Annotated in this window: 12 protein-coding genes; 7 read left to right on the plus strand and 5 right to left on the minus strand. The window is 68.0% G+C overall.

The window, feature by feature from the left end; genetic code table 11:
- Positions 1–944 precede the first annotated feature (944 nt).
- From E1289_RS03275 to E1289_RS03295, 6 genes are all read left to right on the plus strand, one after another.
- Complete coding sequence (locus tag E1289_RS03275; RefSeq protein WP_165970314.1) at positions 945–1,700, plus strand: hypothetical protein; 756 nt, start codon at positions 945–947, stop codon at positions 1,698–1,700.
- A 35-nt stretch (positions 1,701–1,735) separates the two neighbouring features.
- On the plus strand, positions 1,736–5,317 hold the full coding sequence (locus E1289_RS03280) for a hypothetical protein (RefSeq protein ID WP_131975126.1): 3,582 nt from the start codon (positions 1,736–1,738) through the stop codon (positions 5,315–5,317).
- 266 nt (positions 5,318–5,583) lie between these two features.
- Complete coding sequence (locus tag E1289_RS37940; RefSeq protein WP_165970315.1) at positions 5,584–5,742, plus strand: hypothetical protein; 159 nt, start codon at positions 5,584–5,586, stop codon at positions 5,740–5,742.
- Between the two features lie 78 nt (positions 5,743–5,820).
- Positions 5,821–7,026: a hypothetical protein gene (locus tag E1289_RS03285; protein ID WP_131975128.1), complete on the plus strand. Its 1,206-nt coding sequence runs from the start codon at positions 5,821–5,823 to the stop codon at positions 7,024–7,026.
- Between the two features lie 12 nt (positions 7,027–7,038).
- Entirely contained in the window at positions 7,039–7,839 is an 801-nt protein-coding gene (locus tag E1289_RS03290; RefSeq protein WP_131975130.1) for a hypothetical protein, read from the plus strand.
- The gene (locus E1289_RS03295; RefSeq protein WP_131975132.1) at positions 7,839–8,924 is read left to right on the plus strand and encodes a cytochrome P450; all 1,086 of its coding nucleotides are present in this window, start codon (positions 7,839–7,841) and stop codon (positions 8,922–8,924) included. Before E1289_RS03290 ends, E1289_RS03295 begins: the two co-directional genes overlap by 1 nt.
- A gap of 91 nt (positions 8,925–9,015) precedes the next feature.
- On the opposite strand, the gene E1289_RS03300 is transcribed toward E1289_RS03295, so the two are convergent.
- From E1289_RS03300 to E1289_RS03320, 5 genes are all read right to left on the minus strand, one after another.
- Entirely contained in the window at positions 9,016–10,740 is a 1,725-nt protein-coding gene (locus tag E1289_RS03300) for a hypothetical protein (protein ID WP_131975133.1), read from the minus strand.
- Positions 10,741–10,812: 72 nt separating this feature from the next.
- Positions 10,813–14,256, minus strand: coding sequence for a YhaN family protein (locus E1289_RS03305; protein ID WP_243712585.1), 3,444 nt, complete (start codon positions 14,254–14,256; stop codon positions 10,813–10,815).
- Between the two features lie 5 nt (positions 14,257–14,261).
- Entirely contained in the window at positions 14,262–15,497 is a 1,236-nt protein-coding gene (locus E1289_RS03310) for a DNA repair exonuclease (RefSeq protein WP_131975137.1), read from the minus strand.
- A gap of 175 nt (positions 15,498–15,672) precedes the next feature.
- The gene (locus tag E1289_RS03315) at positions 15,673–16,149 is read right to left on the minus strand and encodes a DUF4352 domain-containing protein (RefSeq protein WP_131975139.1); all 477 of its coding nucleotides are present in this window, start codon (positions 16,147–16,149) and stop codon (positions 15,673–15,675) included.
- Positions 16,150–16,291: 142 nt separating this feature from the next.
- Positions 16,292–17,224, minus strand: a complete 933-nt coding sequence (locus E1289_RS03320; protein WP_165970316.1) for an exonuclease domain-containing protein — start codon at positions 17,222–17,224, stop codon at positions 16,292–16,294.
- Positions 17,225–17,354: 130 nt separating this feature from the next.
- Here E1289_RS03320 and E1289_RS03325 point away from each other — a divergent pair, with 130 nt between their 5' ends.
- The gene (locus E1289_RS03325) at positions 17,355–19,445 is read left to right on the plus strand and encodes an N-6 DNA methylase (protein ID WP_207928749.1); all 2,091 of its coding nucleotides are present in this window, start codon (positions 17,355–17,357) and stop codon (positions 19,443–19,445) included.
- The last annotated feature ends 110 nt before the right edge of the window (positions 19,446–19,555 follow it).

Genomic DNA, 19,555 nt, shown 5'->3' on the forward strand with positions numbered 1-19,555 from the left:
CCCCCTGGGAGAAATCTCTGACCCAGATTGGCTCACTCCCGCCCGCGTCCGCAGAGGGTTCCGGAACCTGCGCACAAAGACACCGCCGCTCACCCGTGCACCCAAACCACCCGGCCCGGCCACGGACGACCGCTCGGCTCCCACAACCAGCCCGCCGTCCGCCATGAGGTCGGACTGCTGCTCACCGGCGAGCTCCGCAAACGCCCAGCTCACCACCAAAAGGCACCAAACCCCGCCGCACCGCCTGACCCGCTACGCACAGCAACCGCCCGACATACCCCAAAAGCACCGAGTCCGTCCGGCTCTGGTCAGTGGCGGCGTTGTGGTGGTGCAAGGTGTTCGGTGGGCTGTGGTGTCGACGACCGGACCGGCGGCCTGACCATCAGCCGGACCGGTGACCTCGGGGACGAGCTGCTGCGGGTCGCCGAACCGGGAGGCGGGGGTGCCGTTCGGGATCGGCCAGGATGCCGATGGCGGCGATCCTGCCCGCCGGCGACGCTCTTAAGCGCTCCACTCAACTCCTCGGCTCCGAGCGGTTCGGGCAGGCCGCCGATGTTGTTGAGGCGGTCATGGGCCCGGCCGGCAAGATGCTCGGCTCCGAGCCCCGGCCTACTCAAGCTCCGCTGCCACCGTGCGCTGATCCCCTATCTCGGTGGAGACTCGCGGACGGCGCTGCCGGAGTTCGGCGCCCTGGCCGATGCCTATGCCCGCAGTCCCAGCAGGCCAAGGGTGGCCAACGGCTATGACCATCTAGCCGAAGCGGATAGAACTGACCTCGGAAGGCACCAAGCCTGCCGGGGAAACTACGGTGGCCCGGTCGGCTGACTGCAGGGGGGAAATATCTTAAATTGGACACCATTATCCCAGTGTCCGTTCTGCCGCTCCATTTCTCTTTCTCCTGCTCTCATAGCTGCCGGATTGCGAGGCGATAGGTGTTCACTGGTGTGGCGTCGGGGATCCTCGCGGCACTGATCATGGGAAGCATGGCGGTGGTCTGGCGAAATCGCCGCGATCTCCGCTTGCTGGGGGCTGCGGTGTCGTCCCGCACTGCGACGCGGGTATCGGTGTCCGCGCTCCTCCGCATTCGGGACGACGACTGCTGCGTCCTCTTTCACACCCCGTATACGCCAGGTTCCTACGGTCCCCCAGGCGGTGTTTGCAAGTACCGCTCCACGGCTGAACCCGACCTGGAAAAGATCGGATTCCGTGCGCAGCGAGTCGAGCGAGAAGGCGACCCCATGCGTGCCGACCTCCGCGGCTTCGTACCACCGCAGAAGCTGCCCACCTTCGCCCGCTGGGTACGTAACGGAGCGGACCGGGAGAGTGGCCCGGAGTGCCTTCGCAGGGAGCTGGCGGAGGAACTCGCTGAGATCGGTCATCCGGAACTGGCCGACAGTGTCGAGAAGCTGGAGTTCATGCTGATCCGCACTGTCATGGACGGACCCCACCGGGTACCCGGACGCGACTACCGCCAGGTGCGCTTCCACCAGGTCTACAACCTCGTGACGAGTGACAGCCGCGCGGTCGAACTCCGCGAACGGTTGCTCGAACTCGGCCGCGACACCGGCGAGGACGGGGTCATCTGCGCTTCGAGCGACGACATCATCCAGGGCCGCCAGGGCGATCACCTGATCGGACCGCAGACGGCCTTCCTCATCGGAGACCGCAAGCTTCGGGAGGATCTGCCTCCGATGCGCTGATCCGGTGCTCGGCTCGATCAATGGGGGACGCGCTCATGGACGTTGTCGAAGAAGGGCCCGCAGCAAGCCGGCCTCGCCCTCGTCCAGGGCGACCACCGCGATCGGCCGAGCAACGCGATCACCTGAAGGCGGTATACGAAGAACTCGCCAAGGCCGGCATCCAACTCGACACGGAGTTGCTCGATGCGACCATCATCGCTCTCCGGCCGATCCCCATCGTGGACCTCCTGCGCCCGGGTACTGCGGAGAACGCGGTGGAGGCGGTGTGGGGATCGTTGTTCAACAAGCACAGCGGCACCCCCGCGATCGTGGCCACGACAGCCGTACGTGAGGTACTGCGGATCGGAAAGGCGCGGCTCGCGTCGCGCTTCCAGCAGATCAAGTGGGATCCCACCTGGTGCTTCGTGCACGTCTTCCTGGCCGGCCTGCACTACGAGCGCGGCAAGACCCTGCTCGTTGCGAAAGAGCACGAGCAGGCCCGGACCGCCTTCGGCGCAGCGCTCGACTACTGGCCGATCGTCGAGGCGTATGACGGCCTGCTGAAAGGAAAGACGTCCTATATATGGCGCGGCATGCGGGCGGAGACACAGCTCATCCTCGCGCGCCAGAACCAGCAGCCGATTCCGCTCCTACAGCGGGCACGCGAGGATTACCGGCTCGCCGAAGCACGCGGCGATGCGAGCCCGGAGCACTTCTGCTACCGGCTGGAGGTACTCGGCCGACTCACCGCCGCCGGTGTCGCCGTCGCCGCAGAAGAGATCGCCGAAGTCACCGAAGCGGGCATGCTTCATGCGGGCGGCCGCCGAGAATGGTTTGCGAACATCGCCGACCTGGAGCTCTACCAGGGACAGCAGGCATTGGCCCCGTGGACGTCGATCACGGAGGGCGTGGCCGGGGAGGACGCGGGTGCCACGACAGGTAAGGACGACGCCGGAGAGAACACCGACGAACTCATCGAACCGGCGCACCGCGCCGCCATCGAGGTCGCACTGCAACACATACGCGCCGCGATCGGGTACTACACCGATGCCCTCGCAGTGCCCGCGATGTCTGACAGCCCGGACGGGCTCATGCGGGCCAAGCGGGGCCTCGCCTCCCAGCGGCTGATGTATTTGAACCGGCAACTCGGCGAGCCCTGGGTGGAGTTGCTCGACGGCGTCATCGATGACCTGCGTGCATGCGCTGAGCCGGGAGCACGGCTGCGTGGTCTGGCGCTGCCGTCCGCCCTGCTCACCAAGACGATGCTGCTGCGCAAGGAGAAGGATCTCCTGGGCGCGGCGGCATGCGCGGAGGAGGGCCACGCGTACTGCGCACGCCATCCGGACGAGGTGCCCGATCTCCAGCGGCGATCGCTTCTCATGCTCGCCCGTATCGGCAGGCTTGAGCGGGTTCTCGCCACGGATTTCCCGGTCCTCCCCAGTGCCGGCCGCGGCCCCGATGGCCGCGATCCGGATCTGACGGGAATCCGTAAATTGATCGCAGAGGTGATGCAGATCGCGCCCGAGTGTGACAAGAGCGCCGGTTCCCTCACTCGGGCCAGTTGGGTTCTGCTCACCGCGTCCGACGTGGACCCCGTGGACCTCGAAATGGTGGAGAAGATCAGCGGAATCCTTGACGCCGAGCGCGAGAGGCAGCCGAACACCGACTCCCGGGCCTGGCTGGCCTCTCAGCTCGGCTGGATCGCCGTCCGGCTCCTGCGGGTGACCGGTGAGGCGTCCGCGGTCTATGACAAGGACGCCCGCTCAGAACTGCTACGGCGGGCGTACCGGTACTTCTCCACGGCGGTGGAAGACTCGTCCGCGCCGTCCGCGCAACTGCTGGGTGCGCTAGCGCGCACCTCCATGTTGCTCGGCAAGGAATGCCTCGCCGAGGGCAGCGACGTCTCACAGGGAATCGAGTTCCTCAACGAGGCGCGTGCTTGCTTCGAAGAGAGCATCGCTACCGAGTCGGCCGTGGACGGCGAGGAGAACGGCCAGGCTCAAGCGAGCGAGGAGACCGCATGGATGACGGCGAGCCTTCTCGGTGAGACTTGTCTGCGGCTGCATGCCGTCCTCCGGGAACCGGAATACGTCGATGGGGCGATCGAGTGGCTCAGCAGGTCGATCGAGCAGGGCAACGCGACACCGCAGGCGGTCGGGCTGCTCGGGGACGCCTACTACCGGCGCGGCCGCGACCAGTACCCCCTGGATTCCGCAGACCTGCGGACCGCCCTCGCCTACAAGGAGGAGGCGCGGCGCAAGGGAGGGCTGAACCGAGAGAACCTCAGCGTCTCGGCGGCGGTCCACGAGGCATTGTGGCGGCGACATGGAGCGCCGGAGGACCATTCCGCCGCGGTCCATCTCGCTGCCCGCGCACACCTCGTCGACCCGGCCTGGCCGTGGCCGCTGCTGCAACTCGCCGAGCTCGCGGCGGCACAACCGAGCGGCCCGAATCCAGGTCCCCGCACCGCGCAGGAGGCCCCCGCCGAGGCCGGCTTGCGCACGGTCGACCTCGAAGAACTGGTACGCCTGGTCTACGCTCGGGACACCGGACGGCTCCGCCACGCCTCCGCCGAGGCAGCTCTCCGGACGCGTGCCTTTCAACGCAGTGTCCTGGGCGGCAGGTCGGCGACCTTCGTCTTGGACGACCCCCACCGCCTGCTCTCCGCGACCCTCGTACTCAAGCCCGGCACCGCCGCCGCGGCAGAAGAGGAGGAACGCCGGCTCGGTTCCTTGCGGACGCACCTCACGGCGACCGGCGCTCCGCCGTGGATGCTGGTGCCCGAGTGTTTCGCCCGGGTGCCGCTGCCCGGAGATCGGCTTGAGGACGCGCCCGGGGGTGCTGCGTTCCGTGCGGCGGCTCCGGTGGATACCGCGCTCGCGGTACGCCGAGCGGCGGGACGGAGCCTGGCAGAACTGATCTCCGCGCGGCAGCCGGTCTCGGGCCGGCAGCCGATGCCGTACGCCGAACGCGCCGCGCGCTTCCTGGCGCGCATCCACCACTGGTCGGGAGGTGATGGAGAGCAGGATGGCGAACACGCCTGTGCGGCGATCGCCGACACGATGCGCAAGTACCTCGGCAGGCTGCAGTTCCCAGAACCAGAGCCTGTCATCGCCACCTGGCTCAAAGCCCTCCCGGACCGGTTCCGCCTCGTGACGGGCCGGGACGCCCATGCCGAGAACTGGCTGGTGACCAGGGACGGGAAGATCGTTGCTCTCGATCTGGAAGAGCATCCGCGGTTGCCCGCTCTGTATGAGGTCGTCCAACTCATTGACGACCATCCTCTGGTGGCATCCACCGGGAACCCGGCGGCGTGGCACGACCGGCTTCAGATCTGCCGTGCTTACCTCGACGAATGCCGTCGGATCGGCTTGGCATTCGAGATCGACGAGGCAAGACTGCGGTCGCTCTACCGGTCGTTCTTGTTCGTTCGCGCGGTCTTCGTCTGCGGATTCGTCCCTGGAAAGATCGACCGCATGGAATCCAGCGGATCGCTAAGGTTCGCGACCGAGCGGATCCGGCATGCGCTACGGCTTCTGGAGTGGCTTGCCGGTGAGGAGTCAGATCCGCAACTGCGGGCGATGATCGTCGCTGTGCGCGGTCAGGCACAGACAGCCGTTCAACCACACCTGACGTAGGTCTCGACCACCAGCCCGGCTACATCCTCGCCGTTTACCCTCCGCCACCTGAGCCAAGGCCCTGACGGAACCGCGCCGGCCTGCCGACGAGCGCGTGTTCCCATCAAGGCCGACTCAGGTGAAGCTTCCGGCCCTCAACTCCTCCCTGGGCGCGAGGGCACATGAGTGATTTCCACAGAGAATTCTTCGCAATGCTCACTGCCGATCTAGGGAAACGAGTGAGAGGATAGGGGAAACCTGCGAACCAGCGCGAAAGAAGGTGCAGCGTGACGGTCGAACTGATCAGCCGCGAGGCGAGCGAGGCCCCTATTGTCCCGGCCGAGGCGGTCGTGTTCGAAACACTGCCTGACCTCGGCATGGACCGCATGACGGAGGGACGTGTCGAGTTTGTCCTCTGCGCTTCGGCCCTGACCGCCCAAGTTTGAGCCTGTCCTAAAATCCCGTCAGGGAGGGCCTTGGTTTTGCCGGCCCTCCCTGATCCGATCCTAGGGGGACGGACGTCGATGAACGAAGACCTACCGATCGAGATCGAAGACGTGCTCGCCACCCGGCGTGTGACCCTCGACCATCTGACCGTCGGGCAACTGTTGGCGTCACAGCGACTGCCCGAGACGATGTTCCAGCCGTACCTGGTCAGCGGCGAGACTTCGACGCCGATCCCGCTCTCCACACCAATCGCAAACATTCCGGCCGGCATCGACCGGCTACTTATCCGCGCCATCCGCAATACTCTCTTCCCGACTGTGGTCCCTGCAGATCCAGAGCCGAGAGCAGCAGCCGCGACCACCGACGTCGTCGAACTCGGTGTCGGCTTTCGGCAAATCCGGACTGACGAGCAAGGCATGGCCACGGAGGCGCTGGCAATCGTCGATCGCGAGCAGGCCCGTCGGCTGGTCGTCAACCAGGTGACGTCGTTCGTCGCTCAGTATGGCTTGGCCGAACGTGGCTGCGTCTTCGGCGTCTCAGGTGGTGGCGACAGCAACGCCCTCGCGTACGGACTCGCTGCGGCCGTCCCGCACGACAAGCTGGTCGCCTTCACACTCGTGTTCGACGCCGTGTTCTCCGAGAACGCCGCAGAGCGGGCCACCGTTCTCTGCCAAGACCTCGGGATCCGTCACCAGGTGATGCGGGCCCCGGAGATCGAGTCGATCCTCGGGATCACCACCTCCCTTGAGGAGCTCTACGCGGACTTCAAGGCGACTTTCACCCATGAAGCGCTTCATTTCTTCGGGACCTTCTTGATTCTGCGCACCTCGCGCAAGCTCGCTGCGCAGCACGCGCTCTCGGATCTCGCATTCGGCTACAACCGAGAGGACCTTCTGGCCGAAGCCCTGTTCATGCTCATCAACGGCAACCGCCCATTGGCGCTGCCCGTGCGGCCCATCGGCTCACATCGGGTCGTCATGCCGGTGTGGCAGGTGCCCAAGCTACTCCTCGATGCCTGCCACCCCGGATTCAGCCTGGAGAACTACCGCGAGCGCGACCCGTTCACGACCCGGCAGCGTAGCCTGGCATTCTTCCTCGCCCACTCCCTGGACTCGGCTTATCCTTCGTTCGGTCTCAGTTTGCTCAAGGGAATCGCGGCGACCTGCGACGGGGCTTGGGGGACCCTGTCTCACGACGACGAGCTCGACGTGTTCGTCACTGAGCAGGCCGACGACACCTCTCTCGCCAAAGTGCGTGCCGTGCTCACCCAACACTTCGCCTAGGAGGGACCTGCCATGTCCGCCGAGGTTTCCCTGCCCGGCACGGTCTCAAGCATTATTGAAGAGGTCGCGCGGACGTCGCCGCCCTCTTCCCCGACCAAGCAGGTCTCGATGTCGCTGGTCAACTCCTGTCCAACGGCCGGGGTGGCAACGTTCACAACGTCCCTCCTGGCCGCCCTGGAGCGGCACGGGTATGCCGTCATCATCGACGTCGTGCCCGCCGCCCGCTTCGTTACGACTGCCCTGGTCGCGAATATGCTCGGCGGTCTTCAAGGGGCGCCGCCCGGACCGCTTGGCGGGGAGATCACCACGGTGATCACGAGCAGTGTTTTCGACCACAACCTGGCCTGGCATACCGACAGCACCTCGTGGGAGCTTCCGAACCGATGGCAGACTCTAACCCTGGTCGAGCCTGATTCGCTCCGGCGTCCTGCACCAACGTCCATCTTGCCGTGGAGTTCCCTCCTCGCCGTGATCGGTTCAGAGGCGGCCCACGAGCTGCACCACACCGAATTCGGGTGGCGGGAGCAGTTCCCGGACCTCCCACCACTGTCGGCCCCCGTGCTCGGGACCACGCCCCGATGGCTGCGGCCGGCACTCGGTCGACATCTCGAGCCCGGTCATTGCGGTGCCCTCCTTGAACTGTGCTCGGCCATTGCCAAGTCCGAAGACTTCGCGCAGGTCGACGTGAGCGAGTCCTCAATCGTTGTCTTCGACAACCACGCTGTCCTGCATCGTGGCCCCCACCTCGACCCGGACGGCGGCCGGACGATCCTCCGGCTCAAGCTGCGGGGACGCGTCGGCGATCTGTCCTGATGAGCACGCCCACGCTAGCGCTGGTCGGTCTGTCGCAGACCGAACGCAGCATGCTCTTCGAGCAGATCACCGCCCTCGATCCCGACGCAGTGGCGCCGCTCGAGCGCGCCCGCTTCGGCGGCGCGCCCGGCTGGCTCGTCTCTGACGCCGCTCTCGCGCGTACGGTGCTGACAAACGGCATCGGCGTCAAGTCCAGACCGGCGGCCTCCCAGTTCAAGCTGGGTGGCGTCGGTGCTCGGCAGGGTAGAGAGGTCCGCTCGCTCAAGCGCGAACTTCTTCTCGCGCTCGGCTCCCTCGCCGAGCAGGAGGACCTCGTGCACAAGCATGTGGCCGCGGCCCTCGGTGCGCGCGAGGGGGTACTCCCCACCGGGCTCACCGAGGCGCTCACTTCCGCAACCATCAGCCTCGTTACGGGCACCGCGCCGGGCTCCGTTGACCAAACCGGTCTGCGCAACCAAGTGATGCAGACCTGGACGTTGATCGAGGACGCGAACGCCACTGGTTCTCGGCACGACGCCTTCTACATCTATCTCCGAGGGTTGCTCAGCGCCTCCGGGTCGACCTTCCTTTCGTCACTCGAAGCCCGCGGCTGGAGGCGGGAGCAGATCGCAGAAGAGTTGCGGGCCATGATCTTGGCCGGATGGGGCAGCACCGCGGCAGCCATCACCAGCGCCATATCGCTGGGCGTCGCCGCGGACCTGCGCGGTGCGTTCGTGCTCGATGAGGTCCTTCGGCTCTACCCCCCGAGTTTCATGATCGGCCGAACCGTCGCCGAAAGCCGACGCGGTCTTCCGTTCGAACGCGGCGAGATCCTCCTCATAAGCCCATGGCTGATCCATCGCAGCAGCCGGGGCTGGCGTGCGCCACTCGACTTCGATCCGGAGCGGTGGAAGGACCGGCGGCCCGGCACGCCACGGTGGTTCCTACCTTTTGGACTCGGACCGCGGCGCTGTCCTGCGGCTCGCTTCGCCCGCACCCAGGCACAGGTGACCGGGAGCCTGCTCTGCACTGTGCGGCGACCAGACAGAACGGAAGTCGTCTTGCTGGAGAACCGAAGCCCGGCCCTGGTCCCCGCAGCCAGATGACAAGCCGTGCCACACCCCAGGGCCCAACCCACACTCGTACTCACGGCTCACTCACGCCTCGGGCCTGCAGAGGGGTCCACCTGTGAACGTCCTACTCGGGATCGCCGGTGGCGGGGTCGGGTTCGATCGCTGCGGTAGCGCCTGTACCGGCGCTCTTCTCCTTCTCGCCCGCCTCGAGGACGGGGTGGTGGTGCTGTTGAAGTTCGTGGCGTTCCGCGTCTGGGATGGTCATTGACTCGGCGAGCACCGCGGCGAGCGCGTCCACTTGTGCCTTGTCGACATCAGCGTGGAATACCGACCGGATGTTCTCATCGGCGGTGATGATGTCGATCGCCGAGCGCCCGTTTCCGTCCTGTGCGGGCGCCCGGACGTATCGCACCTGGTCGATCGGGATGCCCTGGCCGATCTGGCCGTGCTTGCGGAATGCGTTGGTCTTGGCCGTGATGATGCGGCGGTTCGTGACGGCGACCAGATTCTTCGCCACCGCCTTGTCGATCACCGCTGCCACCTTCTCCTTCGCCCCGCCGGAGGCCGCGCCGAAAGTACCGAGGACCTCTAGCTGGTCGGGGAAGCCGAGGACGCGAAGGGTCTCGCCGTCCTCAAGGAACCATCGCATGGTGCGAAGGTACGGATCGAGCTCCAGCGCCTCGGGCGCGCAGACGACGTCCGGCCTCTCAAGCGGAGGGACTGGCGGGTGGAGAGCGTCGGCAAGGGGCTGGATCGCGTCGAGAAGCTGCTTGCAGGTCAGCTTGGCGGCCTTCGAATCCCTACGGTTACGGGTCAGCGGCACCGTCGCGCGGCCGGGGAGTTCGGCGATGACGCGCAGTTCCCGCGTCAGTGAGTAGACGAGGCTCCTCAACTCGGTCAGCGCGGTGTCGCGCTCCGCACGGGTGTCGCGCTCGATGACTTCGACGAGCCCCGCCTCGTCCTCGCGTCCCGCCGCGCTCACTTTCGCGGCGCGGAGCACCTGGTACTTCGTCCAGGCTTCGAGGGAGGACCGGAGCGCGTAGGCGTCGAAGACGATGGCCTCGGCGTTCATTTCGAGGTACTCGCGGCAGCCGTGCGCGTCGAGTTGCTTGATCTTCCGGACGTGGGAACCGACGTTCTGCTGATACTGGTCACGCGCCTTGAGCAGTTCTGCTCTCTTCGTCGCGACGGTATCCCACACGTGCGGCGTAACCGATGCGATCTCTTGTGCTTCGTGGAAGGCGACGTCGACGGCTTCGACGAGGCCCGTCAGCGTGGACCACTGGTCGTGGTGCAGTTCCGTGAGTACTTGGCTCGTCAGCGCGATGTTGGTCCTGACGAGGCCGGCGACCTCACTCAGCTGCAACTGAAGGGCGGCCATGGCCAGCGCCGGCCCGATGGCGGCCATCTTCTGCGCCGCACTGATTTTGGACACCGGGATAAAGCGAGCCTGGTGAACGATCTTGCCGTTGAGGAATACGGCCCCGAGGTTCGCGCCGTCTTTGACGGCGAGCGTTCCGCCGGCGTTCAGTATGGCCAGCGTCGCGTCGGAGACCCGGTAGACCCCCTCCACGCTGGCGAACGCGTTCGCGAGGTTGCCGCCCACGTTGGCGGCGTTCCCGATCGTGGCGAGGAACGTGGAGATCTTCTCGCGGTCGCCGATTGACAGGAGCCTGGAGTCGACGGGCTCGAGTTCGAGGTCGGTTTTGAGCTTCTCCGGTAGATCTCCGAAGGCGAAGACGGCCCCTGGAAGCACTTCCACCAGGACGGTTTCATCGTGGGCGACGGGCGAGGGGGCGGTGTCGGGGTCGTTGTCCGCAGGTTCGGAGCCATCCGTGGAATTTTGCATGCGGGTCTCCTTGCGCCGGGGGGTGTGGAACGGTCAGGAGTGGGCTTGGCCAGCAGAAGAGTACGTGTCGTGCTATCCGGGCTGACTGCGAGGCAGGTGGTGGACGTGGCAGTGGTCCTTGGGTAGTTGCTTTGCGGCGCTGCGGATTACGTGTTCGTGGTGTGTGAAGACGATGATCTGGAATCGGTCGGCCATGGTGTCGAGGACGTGCAGGGCCGCCTCCGTGCGCTGTTCGTCGAATGTCATGAAGATGTCGTCGACGGCGATCGGGAGGGCGTTGCCTGCTGCGGCATGGCGTTCGAGGGTGGCGAGGCGCAGCGCCAGGTAGAGCTGGTCGCGAGTGCCCTCGCTGAGTGCGGTGGGAGGCAGCGTTCCCGTGGACGACTTGGCGCGGATGCTCGGACGCTCCTCGTCGGATAGTTCGAGCCCGGTATAGCGGCCCAGGCTCAGCTTGGCGAACATTTCCGAAGCCTGCGCCAAGACCGGTTCCTGGTCGCTGTTCCGGTATTCGTCCATGCAGGCCAGGAGGGCGACCCTCGCGGCCTCCAGGCGCAGGAATTCCTCGGCGTCTTCCGCCAGTTCGGCACAGGTCGCGGCGATGTCGGCGGTGACGCGGGCGGCGTCTTCCCCGCCGTTGAGCCGGGCGAACGCATCCCGCCGCGTGGTCCGCTGTTCCAGCCAGCGGTCCCTGGTCTCCTCTAGTTCGCTGATCCGCTGGTCGAGTTCGACCAGCTCAGCCGTCAGCTTATCGGCGGACGTCCCATGGCCGCGGAGCCGGGCGAGCTCTGCCCCGGACGGAAGTGCCCGCTGGATGTTCGCCAGGGCGGTCGACTTCTCCCTCAGGTCGCGGGCGCGGCCCACCGCGTCCTCCATCTCGGCGATCGTGGATACGCCGAGGCGTGCGCGGAAGTCCTGGAGGCGGCTCTCGATCTCCTTCAGTTCGTGCGAAGCGTCCTCGATCTGCTTATCGAGATTCGACTTGTGGTCGAGCAGGCCCTGGCGCGTGCGGTCGTCGTCCCGTTGCCGCTGAAGGTCCCGTTCCAGGGTTTCGATGGCCTGGTGCCAGCCGATGGTGGACGTCGGGACGCTTCGGCCGCAGGAACGCAGCGTCTCCCGCAGCAGCCCTTCGAAGTCGGAGATCCGCTTCTCGGCCTGCCGGAGCGCGTCTTCGATCGCGGTCGCCGCGTCGACTTCGCCCGCCACCTGGAACAGGACGTTCAACTCGGTCAGAGCGGTGTCGAAGTCACGGTCCGCGGGCAGGCCGGCGTCGCCGAGGAACCGTCGCCACTGCTCCCCGTGCTCCTCAACGTCCTTCGCCGCGCGGGTCTCGGCTGCCTCCGCATCGGCGAGTTCGGCTTCGGCGTTGTCGAGGTCGCGCTGCGCCACGGCGCGTTTCGCGGCGGCTGCGTCGTGCTCGTCGAGGCGGGCGCCGGCCGTGCTCAGGACTTCGGTGAACAGCACGGCGGCGTCGGTGGACGGCGGGGCGTCGCCGAGTCGCAGCAGGTCCTTGAGCCGGGCCGTGTGCGCTTGGAGGCGGTCGCGCTGTTCGCGGAGGTCGATGCGGACGTCCTGGAGGTCCTGCGCTTCGGTCTTGAGCCTGTCGACGGCGTCCAGGACGCCCGTTCCCCGGCCCGGTTCGGGCGACGGCGCGGGAAAACCGTCCCATAGTGCGTCCCAGGACTGCCGGGCCTGGGTCAGGTCGGTGTGCGCCTCCTCCACCGCCGCCTGGAGTTCGGGGACGGCCGATTCCAGCTCGGCGATCTCACGCTCGGTCTCGGCGCGTTTGTTCACCTCTTCCGCGTGCTGCAGCATCAGGTCGACGGTGGTGTCGGCTCGCCGCACGGCCTCTTGGAGGGGGGCTTCGGCGTCCGGGTCGTCCCGGAACCTGGTGATGAGGTCGTCTCGCAGGGCGCGGTGGGCGCGCAGGTCGTCGCGGGTCGGTGGGGCGTCGCCGGTGACGAGCCGGGCGAGCTTCCTCCGGTACGTCGCTAGGCGCCGCTGAGTCTGGTCGAGTTCAGCGGCGCGTTCGCTATGTCCCTTGTCGAGTTCGCGGTGGCCGGCCTCGGCTTCGGTGACTCGTCCTAGCTCGGGGAGCCGGAGGTTGAGGACGTCCTCGGGTGGCAACTCGGGAAGGTCGAGCCGGTTGAGGGTCTGCTGGAATCGCTGCGCGCACTTCTTCTCCGTGGCCTGGGTGCTCGTCAGCTTGTCCGGCAGGTCGTGCGGGACCGCGATGTACGCGTTCTTCAGCGGTGTGACGTCCTCGCTCGCCGGGAGTGAGCTGAGCTCCTTGCCGAGCCGTTCGCTCTTCTCCCGGTGTCGCTCGACCGTGTCCCGGGCGCGGTCGAGGGCTTCGTGGCGCTTGCGGCCCTCGTCCCTCAGGTTCTGGCCGGTCGTGCGGAGAGCGGCGGGGAGCCGGTAGAGGTGTTCGTCGGTCAGGGTCGCACGCGGATGGACGGTGCGCAGCCGCGATTCGGCTTCGTTGCGTGTTCGGGCGGCCTTCCCGGACGACTCGTCCCGCTGCGTCACCGCATCGAGGATCGCCGTGATCTCCTTGGAGAGCCGCTCGATCGCGGCGGCGTTCGGGAGAGGGGAGCCGTCGTCGCCCGTCGTGGCGAGCCGCTGATCGATGTCCTCGACGAGCGGGGCGTTCTTCGAGCACACCGCGTGGTGGTTGCTCTGCTCCCTCAGCAGGTCGCCGAGCTGCTCGCGGATGTCGTCGGGGGCCGACGGTCCCCGTGCGGTGATCTCCGCGATCTGGTCTTCCAGGTCACGCTGCTCATCCAGGAGGGGAAGTATCCCGAGGAGCCGCTGCTTGTCCTCGCGGAGCACTTGCACGCGCTTCAGTTCCTTCTCGGCCGCCACGAGGTTGGCCCCGGCTTCGGCCGCGGCCTGTTCGGCGCCCCGATACTGGCCGGGCTGCAGCGTGGCTTCGCGGGCGGTCAGCCGGAGCTCTTTCAGGCGTCCCAGCGCGACGTTGATTCGCGGGTTCGTCCTTCCGCGCACCCGGAACAGGCGGTCTTGCCGACTCTCGATCGTGTCCAGGACGGCCTTCAAGCGCATCCCCGACCGCGCGGCGGCGAGCATCTGGGCCATGTCGCCTTCGCCTGATGAGAGCAGTTTCCCGCCTCTGCGCAGTTCGTCGCTGTTGAGGGCGAACTCGGTGGTGAAGGTGTCGCGATCGATGCCGCCGAGGAACGGGGCGAGCGCGTCCTGGCCGATCGGCGTTCCGTCGCCGTCCACGAGCGCGTCTTTGCGCTTCTTCCTGCGGACGATCTCCAGTGCCACCCCGTCGGCCGTCGAGAGGCGGGCGCCGAGCCGGGTCCGGGCGCGGTGCAGGAAAGCGTACGGGGAGTTGTGATCGATGCCGTACAGCAGTTGGTCCAGGGCGCTGAGCGCGGTGGACTTGCCGGCCTCGTTCGGGCCGTGGACCAGGTGGACGCCGGGGGCGCCCAGGTCGTGCAGGCTGTGGCCGTCGAAGGCACCGTAGGCGATGAGGTCGAGGCGTTCGATGCGCATTCCGGTCACCGCGCTTCCTGCAGGAGGGATTCCACGAGCTGGTAGGCGTCGTCGGCCAGGCTTCTGATCCACGCCCGGTCGTGCGGGGCGATGCCTTCCGCCCCTCTGAGCTCGGCCGGCATCCTTCCGATGAGCGGGTGGCTGGAAAGCCGGGCCATGAGACCGTCCGGGTCGGTGCCGAGGACGGAGAGGGTGCGGCGAAGGTCGGTCAAGAGCCCGGAGACTCCCTCACCGGAGTCGCCGTCGTCGCCGGACGTGCGGACCTGGACCTTCTCCAGCCACAGGTGCGGGTAGTGCCCGGCCGCCGCCCGGAGCTCGTTGACGATCCGCTCGCGGTCCCGCCACAGCGCGGCGTGCGCGGACGTCGCCCCGGTGAGGACGACGCGGACGGCCGTCAGACGCTCCTTCGAGACCTGCTGGAAGTGCTCATGGACCAGGCTGAGCACCTGGTCCACGTCCTCGCGATCGGTGACGTCGACGTCGAGACGCTCCCACCGCGCGGTGTCCAGGTCATGGTGCTGGACCTTCTCGACCGTGAGGTCGCCATCGACGGTGACGACGAAGCAGCCCTTCGGGCCCGTCTCGCGAGCGTGCCGTCCCTGGATGTTGCCGGGGTAGACGATCCAGGGCTCGTTCCGGACGATCTGCTGCTTGTGGACGTGCCCGAGCGCCCAGTAGTCGTAGTCCCGGGCTTCGAGGTCCGCGACCGTGCAGGGCGCATACCGCTTGTGCTCGCGATAGCCGCCTTCGAGGCCCGTGTGCAGCAGGCCGACGTTGAACAGGCCGCCGTCTCGCGCCGGGTATGCGGTGACGAGGTTCTCGTCGAGGTCCCATCTGGCGAAGCCCTGGCCATGGACGGCGAGTCCGGCCTTCTCGTCCCGGACGGTTTCGGGCCTGTCCGTCGCGAACATGTGCACGTTGTCGGGAGGCCGGAGTGAACGCGTCATGAGGTTCTGCGCGTCGTGGTTCCCCGAGACCATGTACACGCGGATGCCCGCCCGCCCGAGGCGCGCCATCTGGCCGCTGAAGTAGAGGCCGGTCTGGTAGTCCTGCCAGTCCCCGTCGTAGACGTCGCCGGCCAGGAGGACGGCGTCCACGGGCAGGTCGATCGCGAGCCGGACGAGGTTCTCCAGGGCTCTCCGAGTGGCGAGGCGCAGATCTTCTTCGGGTGCGCCCTCGTAGGCCGCGAGCCCCCGCAGCGGGCTGTCGATGTGAAGATCGGCGGCATGCAGGATCTTCATGGTCCCCCCGTTCGCTGGCAGCCGGAGCGCTGCGTCCAGTGATCCTGTGGCGAGGGGACTGGAGGAACGCTAGCGGGCTGTTGTGGTTTATCTGCTCAAAGTGACGAAACAGCGGTTTTGTGACGACGGAGGCCGGTCTTCCAGCAGCGCTAGACCCGCCGGCCACCCTTTCCGTTCAGGAGGCGACCTCCGCGCGGGCGGCCTCGTCGAACAGGGGGTTGGTCATCGCGACGCCTTTGGGGCGGAACCTGCCCTTCGCGCAGACCGTGCCCGTGGCCTTCTCGCCGGGGGCGAGTTCCGTGGTGGCGATCTGGCCCTCGTAGTCGCCGAGGGCGGTGCTGCTGTCGTGCTTGGTGTTGCCGGTGTCGGTGATGGAGAAGTAGAGCGGGTTCACCTCAAGCTGCTTCTTGGTCTGGTTGGTGACGGTGACCTTGACGCAGGACAGGGCGCCGCCGTCGCTGAGGACGCTCCGCTTCGGCTTCGTGCGCTTGGCGGTCAGCTTGATCGGGACGTTCTTGCGCTCGCCCGCGCCGCCGTCCTCGCCCGCCGCCTTGCCGGACTCGGCGGGCTGGATGGCGACCGGGTCCTCCTCCAGCTCGCAGCCGGCGGTGAGGACGGCGATCGCGGCGAGTCCGATGATCATCTTGCGCATGGTGTGCTCCTGTTCCGGGCGCGGCGGGTCGTCGCGCCGGTCGTGGGTTTCCGGGATGGGGCGCCGCCGCCCGCCGGTGCCGGTGGTTTCGCGGACGGCGGCGCGTATCGGGGCTGCGGTGGCCGGCCCCTGTGCGGGCTGGTCAGCCCTCGGCCACCGCGAGGAGCTCGTGGAACTCCTCGGCGTCGATCACGGTGATGCCGTGACCGTTGTCGCGGAGGCTCTCGGCCTTCGCGAGCTTTCCGGTCTTCTTCGCGCCGGGGGCGAGCAGGTGCGGGGGGACGTGGCCGACGACCAGCAGGTCAACGGCCTGGGTGACGTTGTCGACGGTCCGGGCCCCGAGACCGGCGATCCGGTCGGCGGCCTCGTTCCGCGTCATGCCGGGCAGTGAGCCGGTGAAGCAGACGGTGAGTCCGTAGAACGGGTTGTCGGGGCCGGCATTGGGGTTGGCGTCCGGGAACGGCTTGCGGGGCGGCGCTCCCCGGTAGAGGGAGCCCCGGCGGACACCGTCCCGGTACGAGCCCATCTGGATCTTGTGGGCGGCGAGGAGGTCGGCCAGAGCCGGGGTGCCCTGGCGCTTCAGCGCGGCGAGCATCACGTGGGCGGCGGCCCGCGCATCGGCGCCGGCGTCGTGGTGGTGCGGCAGGTCGATGCTCAGCGCGTCGGTGAGGACCGGCAGCTTGTAGGCGAGCAGTCCGGTCCAGGTGCGCCGGGCGATCACCAGCGTGCAGGCGAACCGGAGGTCCGGGACGGGGAGGCCGCTCGCCTCGCACGCTCCGGCGAGGACTCCCATGTCGAAGGCCGCGTTGTGCGCCACGAAGGGCGTGTCGCCGACGAACTGGACGATGCGCTCCACCACCTCCGGCCAGCGGGGCGCGTCCTCGACGTCGTTCGCCGTGATGCCGTGGATGCCGACGTTGAAGGCGTCGAAATGGTCGCGTCCGTCCGGGGGCCTGATCAGCGTCGACCACTCTTCGACGATCTCCCCCTCCTTCACCTTGGCCAGTCCGACCGAGCACGGGCTTCCCCGCAGGGAGTTCGCCGTCTCGAAGTCGATCGCCACCCAACTCGTCATCAGTCGCTCCTCGCGCCGAACCGTTGAAAGCACTATCATGAAAGCACTCTATGAAAGCACTGTCAAACGAGCTCGTTCGGTTGGGTGATGTACAGTGGCGATGCTCCCGAAAGCTGGTAAGGACGATCTGATGGCATCGCAGAGCGAACAACTGACCGCCGCCGAGATCTCGCGGCTCGCCGGCGTGACACGGGCGACCGTGAGCAACTGGCGCCGGCGCCACCCCGACTTTCCGCAGCCCAGCGGGGGGACGGAGGCCAGCCCCAGCTACGACCGGCGGCAGGTCGAGGCGTGGCTCGCCGCACGCGGCCGCCTCCCCGCGCGGTCGGCCGGCGACGACCTGCGGGCGCTCCTGCACGGCGCCGCGTCCCACGAGGTCGAAGCCGTGGCCGCGTTCACCGCGCACCTGGCCGGGCTGGACGCCGGAAAGCGCGCCGAGGCCGCAACGCTGGACGACGACGAACTGATCGCGATGCACACGGAAGCGCTCTCGACGACCGGTGCCGTCGAGCTCGGCCATTCCGACGTCCCCGCGACGCTCCTTCAAGCGGCGGCGCGGGTCACGCAGCAGGAAGGCCCGCTCGCCGTCTTCGACGTCCTCGACGAGCTCACCGAAGTGCCGATCGGCATCCGCGGGGCGCATCCGACGCCGAACGTGCTCGCCGACCTGATGGCGGCGCTGGCGACGACCGGGGGCCCTCGCGTCCGCAGCGCCCTCGACCCGGCGTGTGGGAGCGGGCGCCTGCTCGCCGCGGTGGCCGCGGCTCTTGAGCCCGGCGCCGCCGTGCACGGCCAGGAGTACCGTCCCGTCACCGCGGCCCAGGCCAGGGCTCGGCTTACCGAGGCGGCACCCAAAGCGTCCGTGGACGTGCGGACCGGCGATAGCCTCCGCGACGACGCCTTCCCCGGCCTGCGCGCGGACGCCGTGGTGTGCAACCCGCCCTATGGCGACCGCGACTGGGGGCACGACGACCTGGCGCTCGACGCCCGGTGGGCCTATGGCGTGCCGCCGCGATCGGAACCGGAACTCGCCTGGGTCCAGCATGCGCTGGCGCATCTGGCCGAGGGCGGCCAGGCGGTGCTGCTGCTCCCGCCGGCGACCGCGTCACGACCGTCCGGCCGCCGGATCAGAGCCGAACTGCTCCGGCAGGGCGCACTGTGCGGGGTCATCGCCCTTCCGGCGGGCCTCTCCGTACCGCACCACATCGGGCTTCACCTGTGGATACTCCGCAGTCCCGAGACGGATCGTCCCGGCCGCGACCTGGTCCTGCTGATGGACGCCTCCGATGAGGCGGCTTCCCCCGACCGGGGCAAGGCGTCCGAAGGCGACGAGCTCCATAGGACGATCTTCAGCGTTTGGAAGGCTTTCACCGAGCCCACCGAGCCCACCGAGTTCGCCGAGATCCCGGGGATCGCGCGTGCCGTTCCCGCGATCGACCTCCTCGATGATCTCGTCGACCTGTCACCCGCACGGCACGTCCGCTCGGCCCCGGTGATCAGTCCGGACGCGGCCCACCGCGAGGTCGCCAAGCTCATCGAACGTCTCAGGACGGACGTGACCGCACTGGCCGGTGCGACGGAGATCGGACCGCCGTCCTCGGCCGGCGACGCGAGCCGCGTGTGGCGCACCGCCACGATCGCCGACCTGGCCCGCGGCGGCGCACTCGCTCTCCACAAGACGACGCGAACCACCTCGGCCGACCCTCTGCCAGCCGACCTGGCGGACCGGCCCGTCCTCCGGGGACGCGACCTGGCCGGCGGGACGCATGCCAGTGCTGACGCGGGCGAAGCGCAGCCGGCGACCCCGTTCCTCATCGAGGCGGGGGACGTGCTGCTCACCCAGATCGTCGGCCCGCGAGGCGTCGCGGCACGTGTGGCGGGTGCGGCCGAGGCCGGGTGCCTGCTCGGTCCCAACGTCTTCCTGCTCCGCCCCGATCCCGCACGCCTGGACCCGTGGTTCCTCTCCGGGTTCGTCAGCGCGCCCGACAACGTCAGCCAGGCGACGACCGGCAGCTCCATGCACCATCTCGTCGCATCCCGGCTGCGCGTCCCGCTGCTTCCCTTGCACGAGCAGACCGCTTACGGCCGGGCGTTCCGCAAGATCCACGAACTCCGGACCACCGCGCGGGACGCCGCCGCCCGCGCCGCCGAGACGGCCGACCTCGTAGCCGCCACCCTGAGCAGCGGTGCTCTCCTCCCTCCGGGGGCCGAGGCGCCATGAGGGACGGGCAATCGTCGGCACGGGCCCCTCGGTCCTCGACTCGACAACGCGGCGGGTACGTGAACGGGGCCGTTAACGGCCAAGGGGCATCGAATCGTCATGTCATCGCA

The sequence above is a fragment of the Actinomadura sp. 6K520 genome (assembly GCF_004349245.1).
Classification (GTDB): domain Bacteria; phylum Actinomycetota; class Actinomycetes; order Streptosporangiales; family Streptosporangiaceae; genus Spirillospora.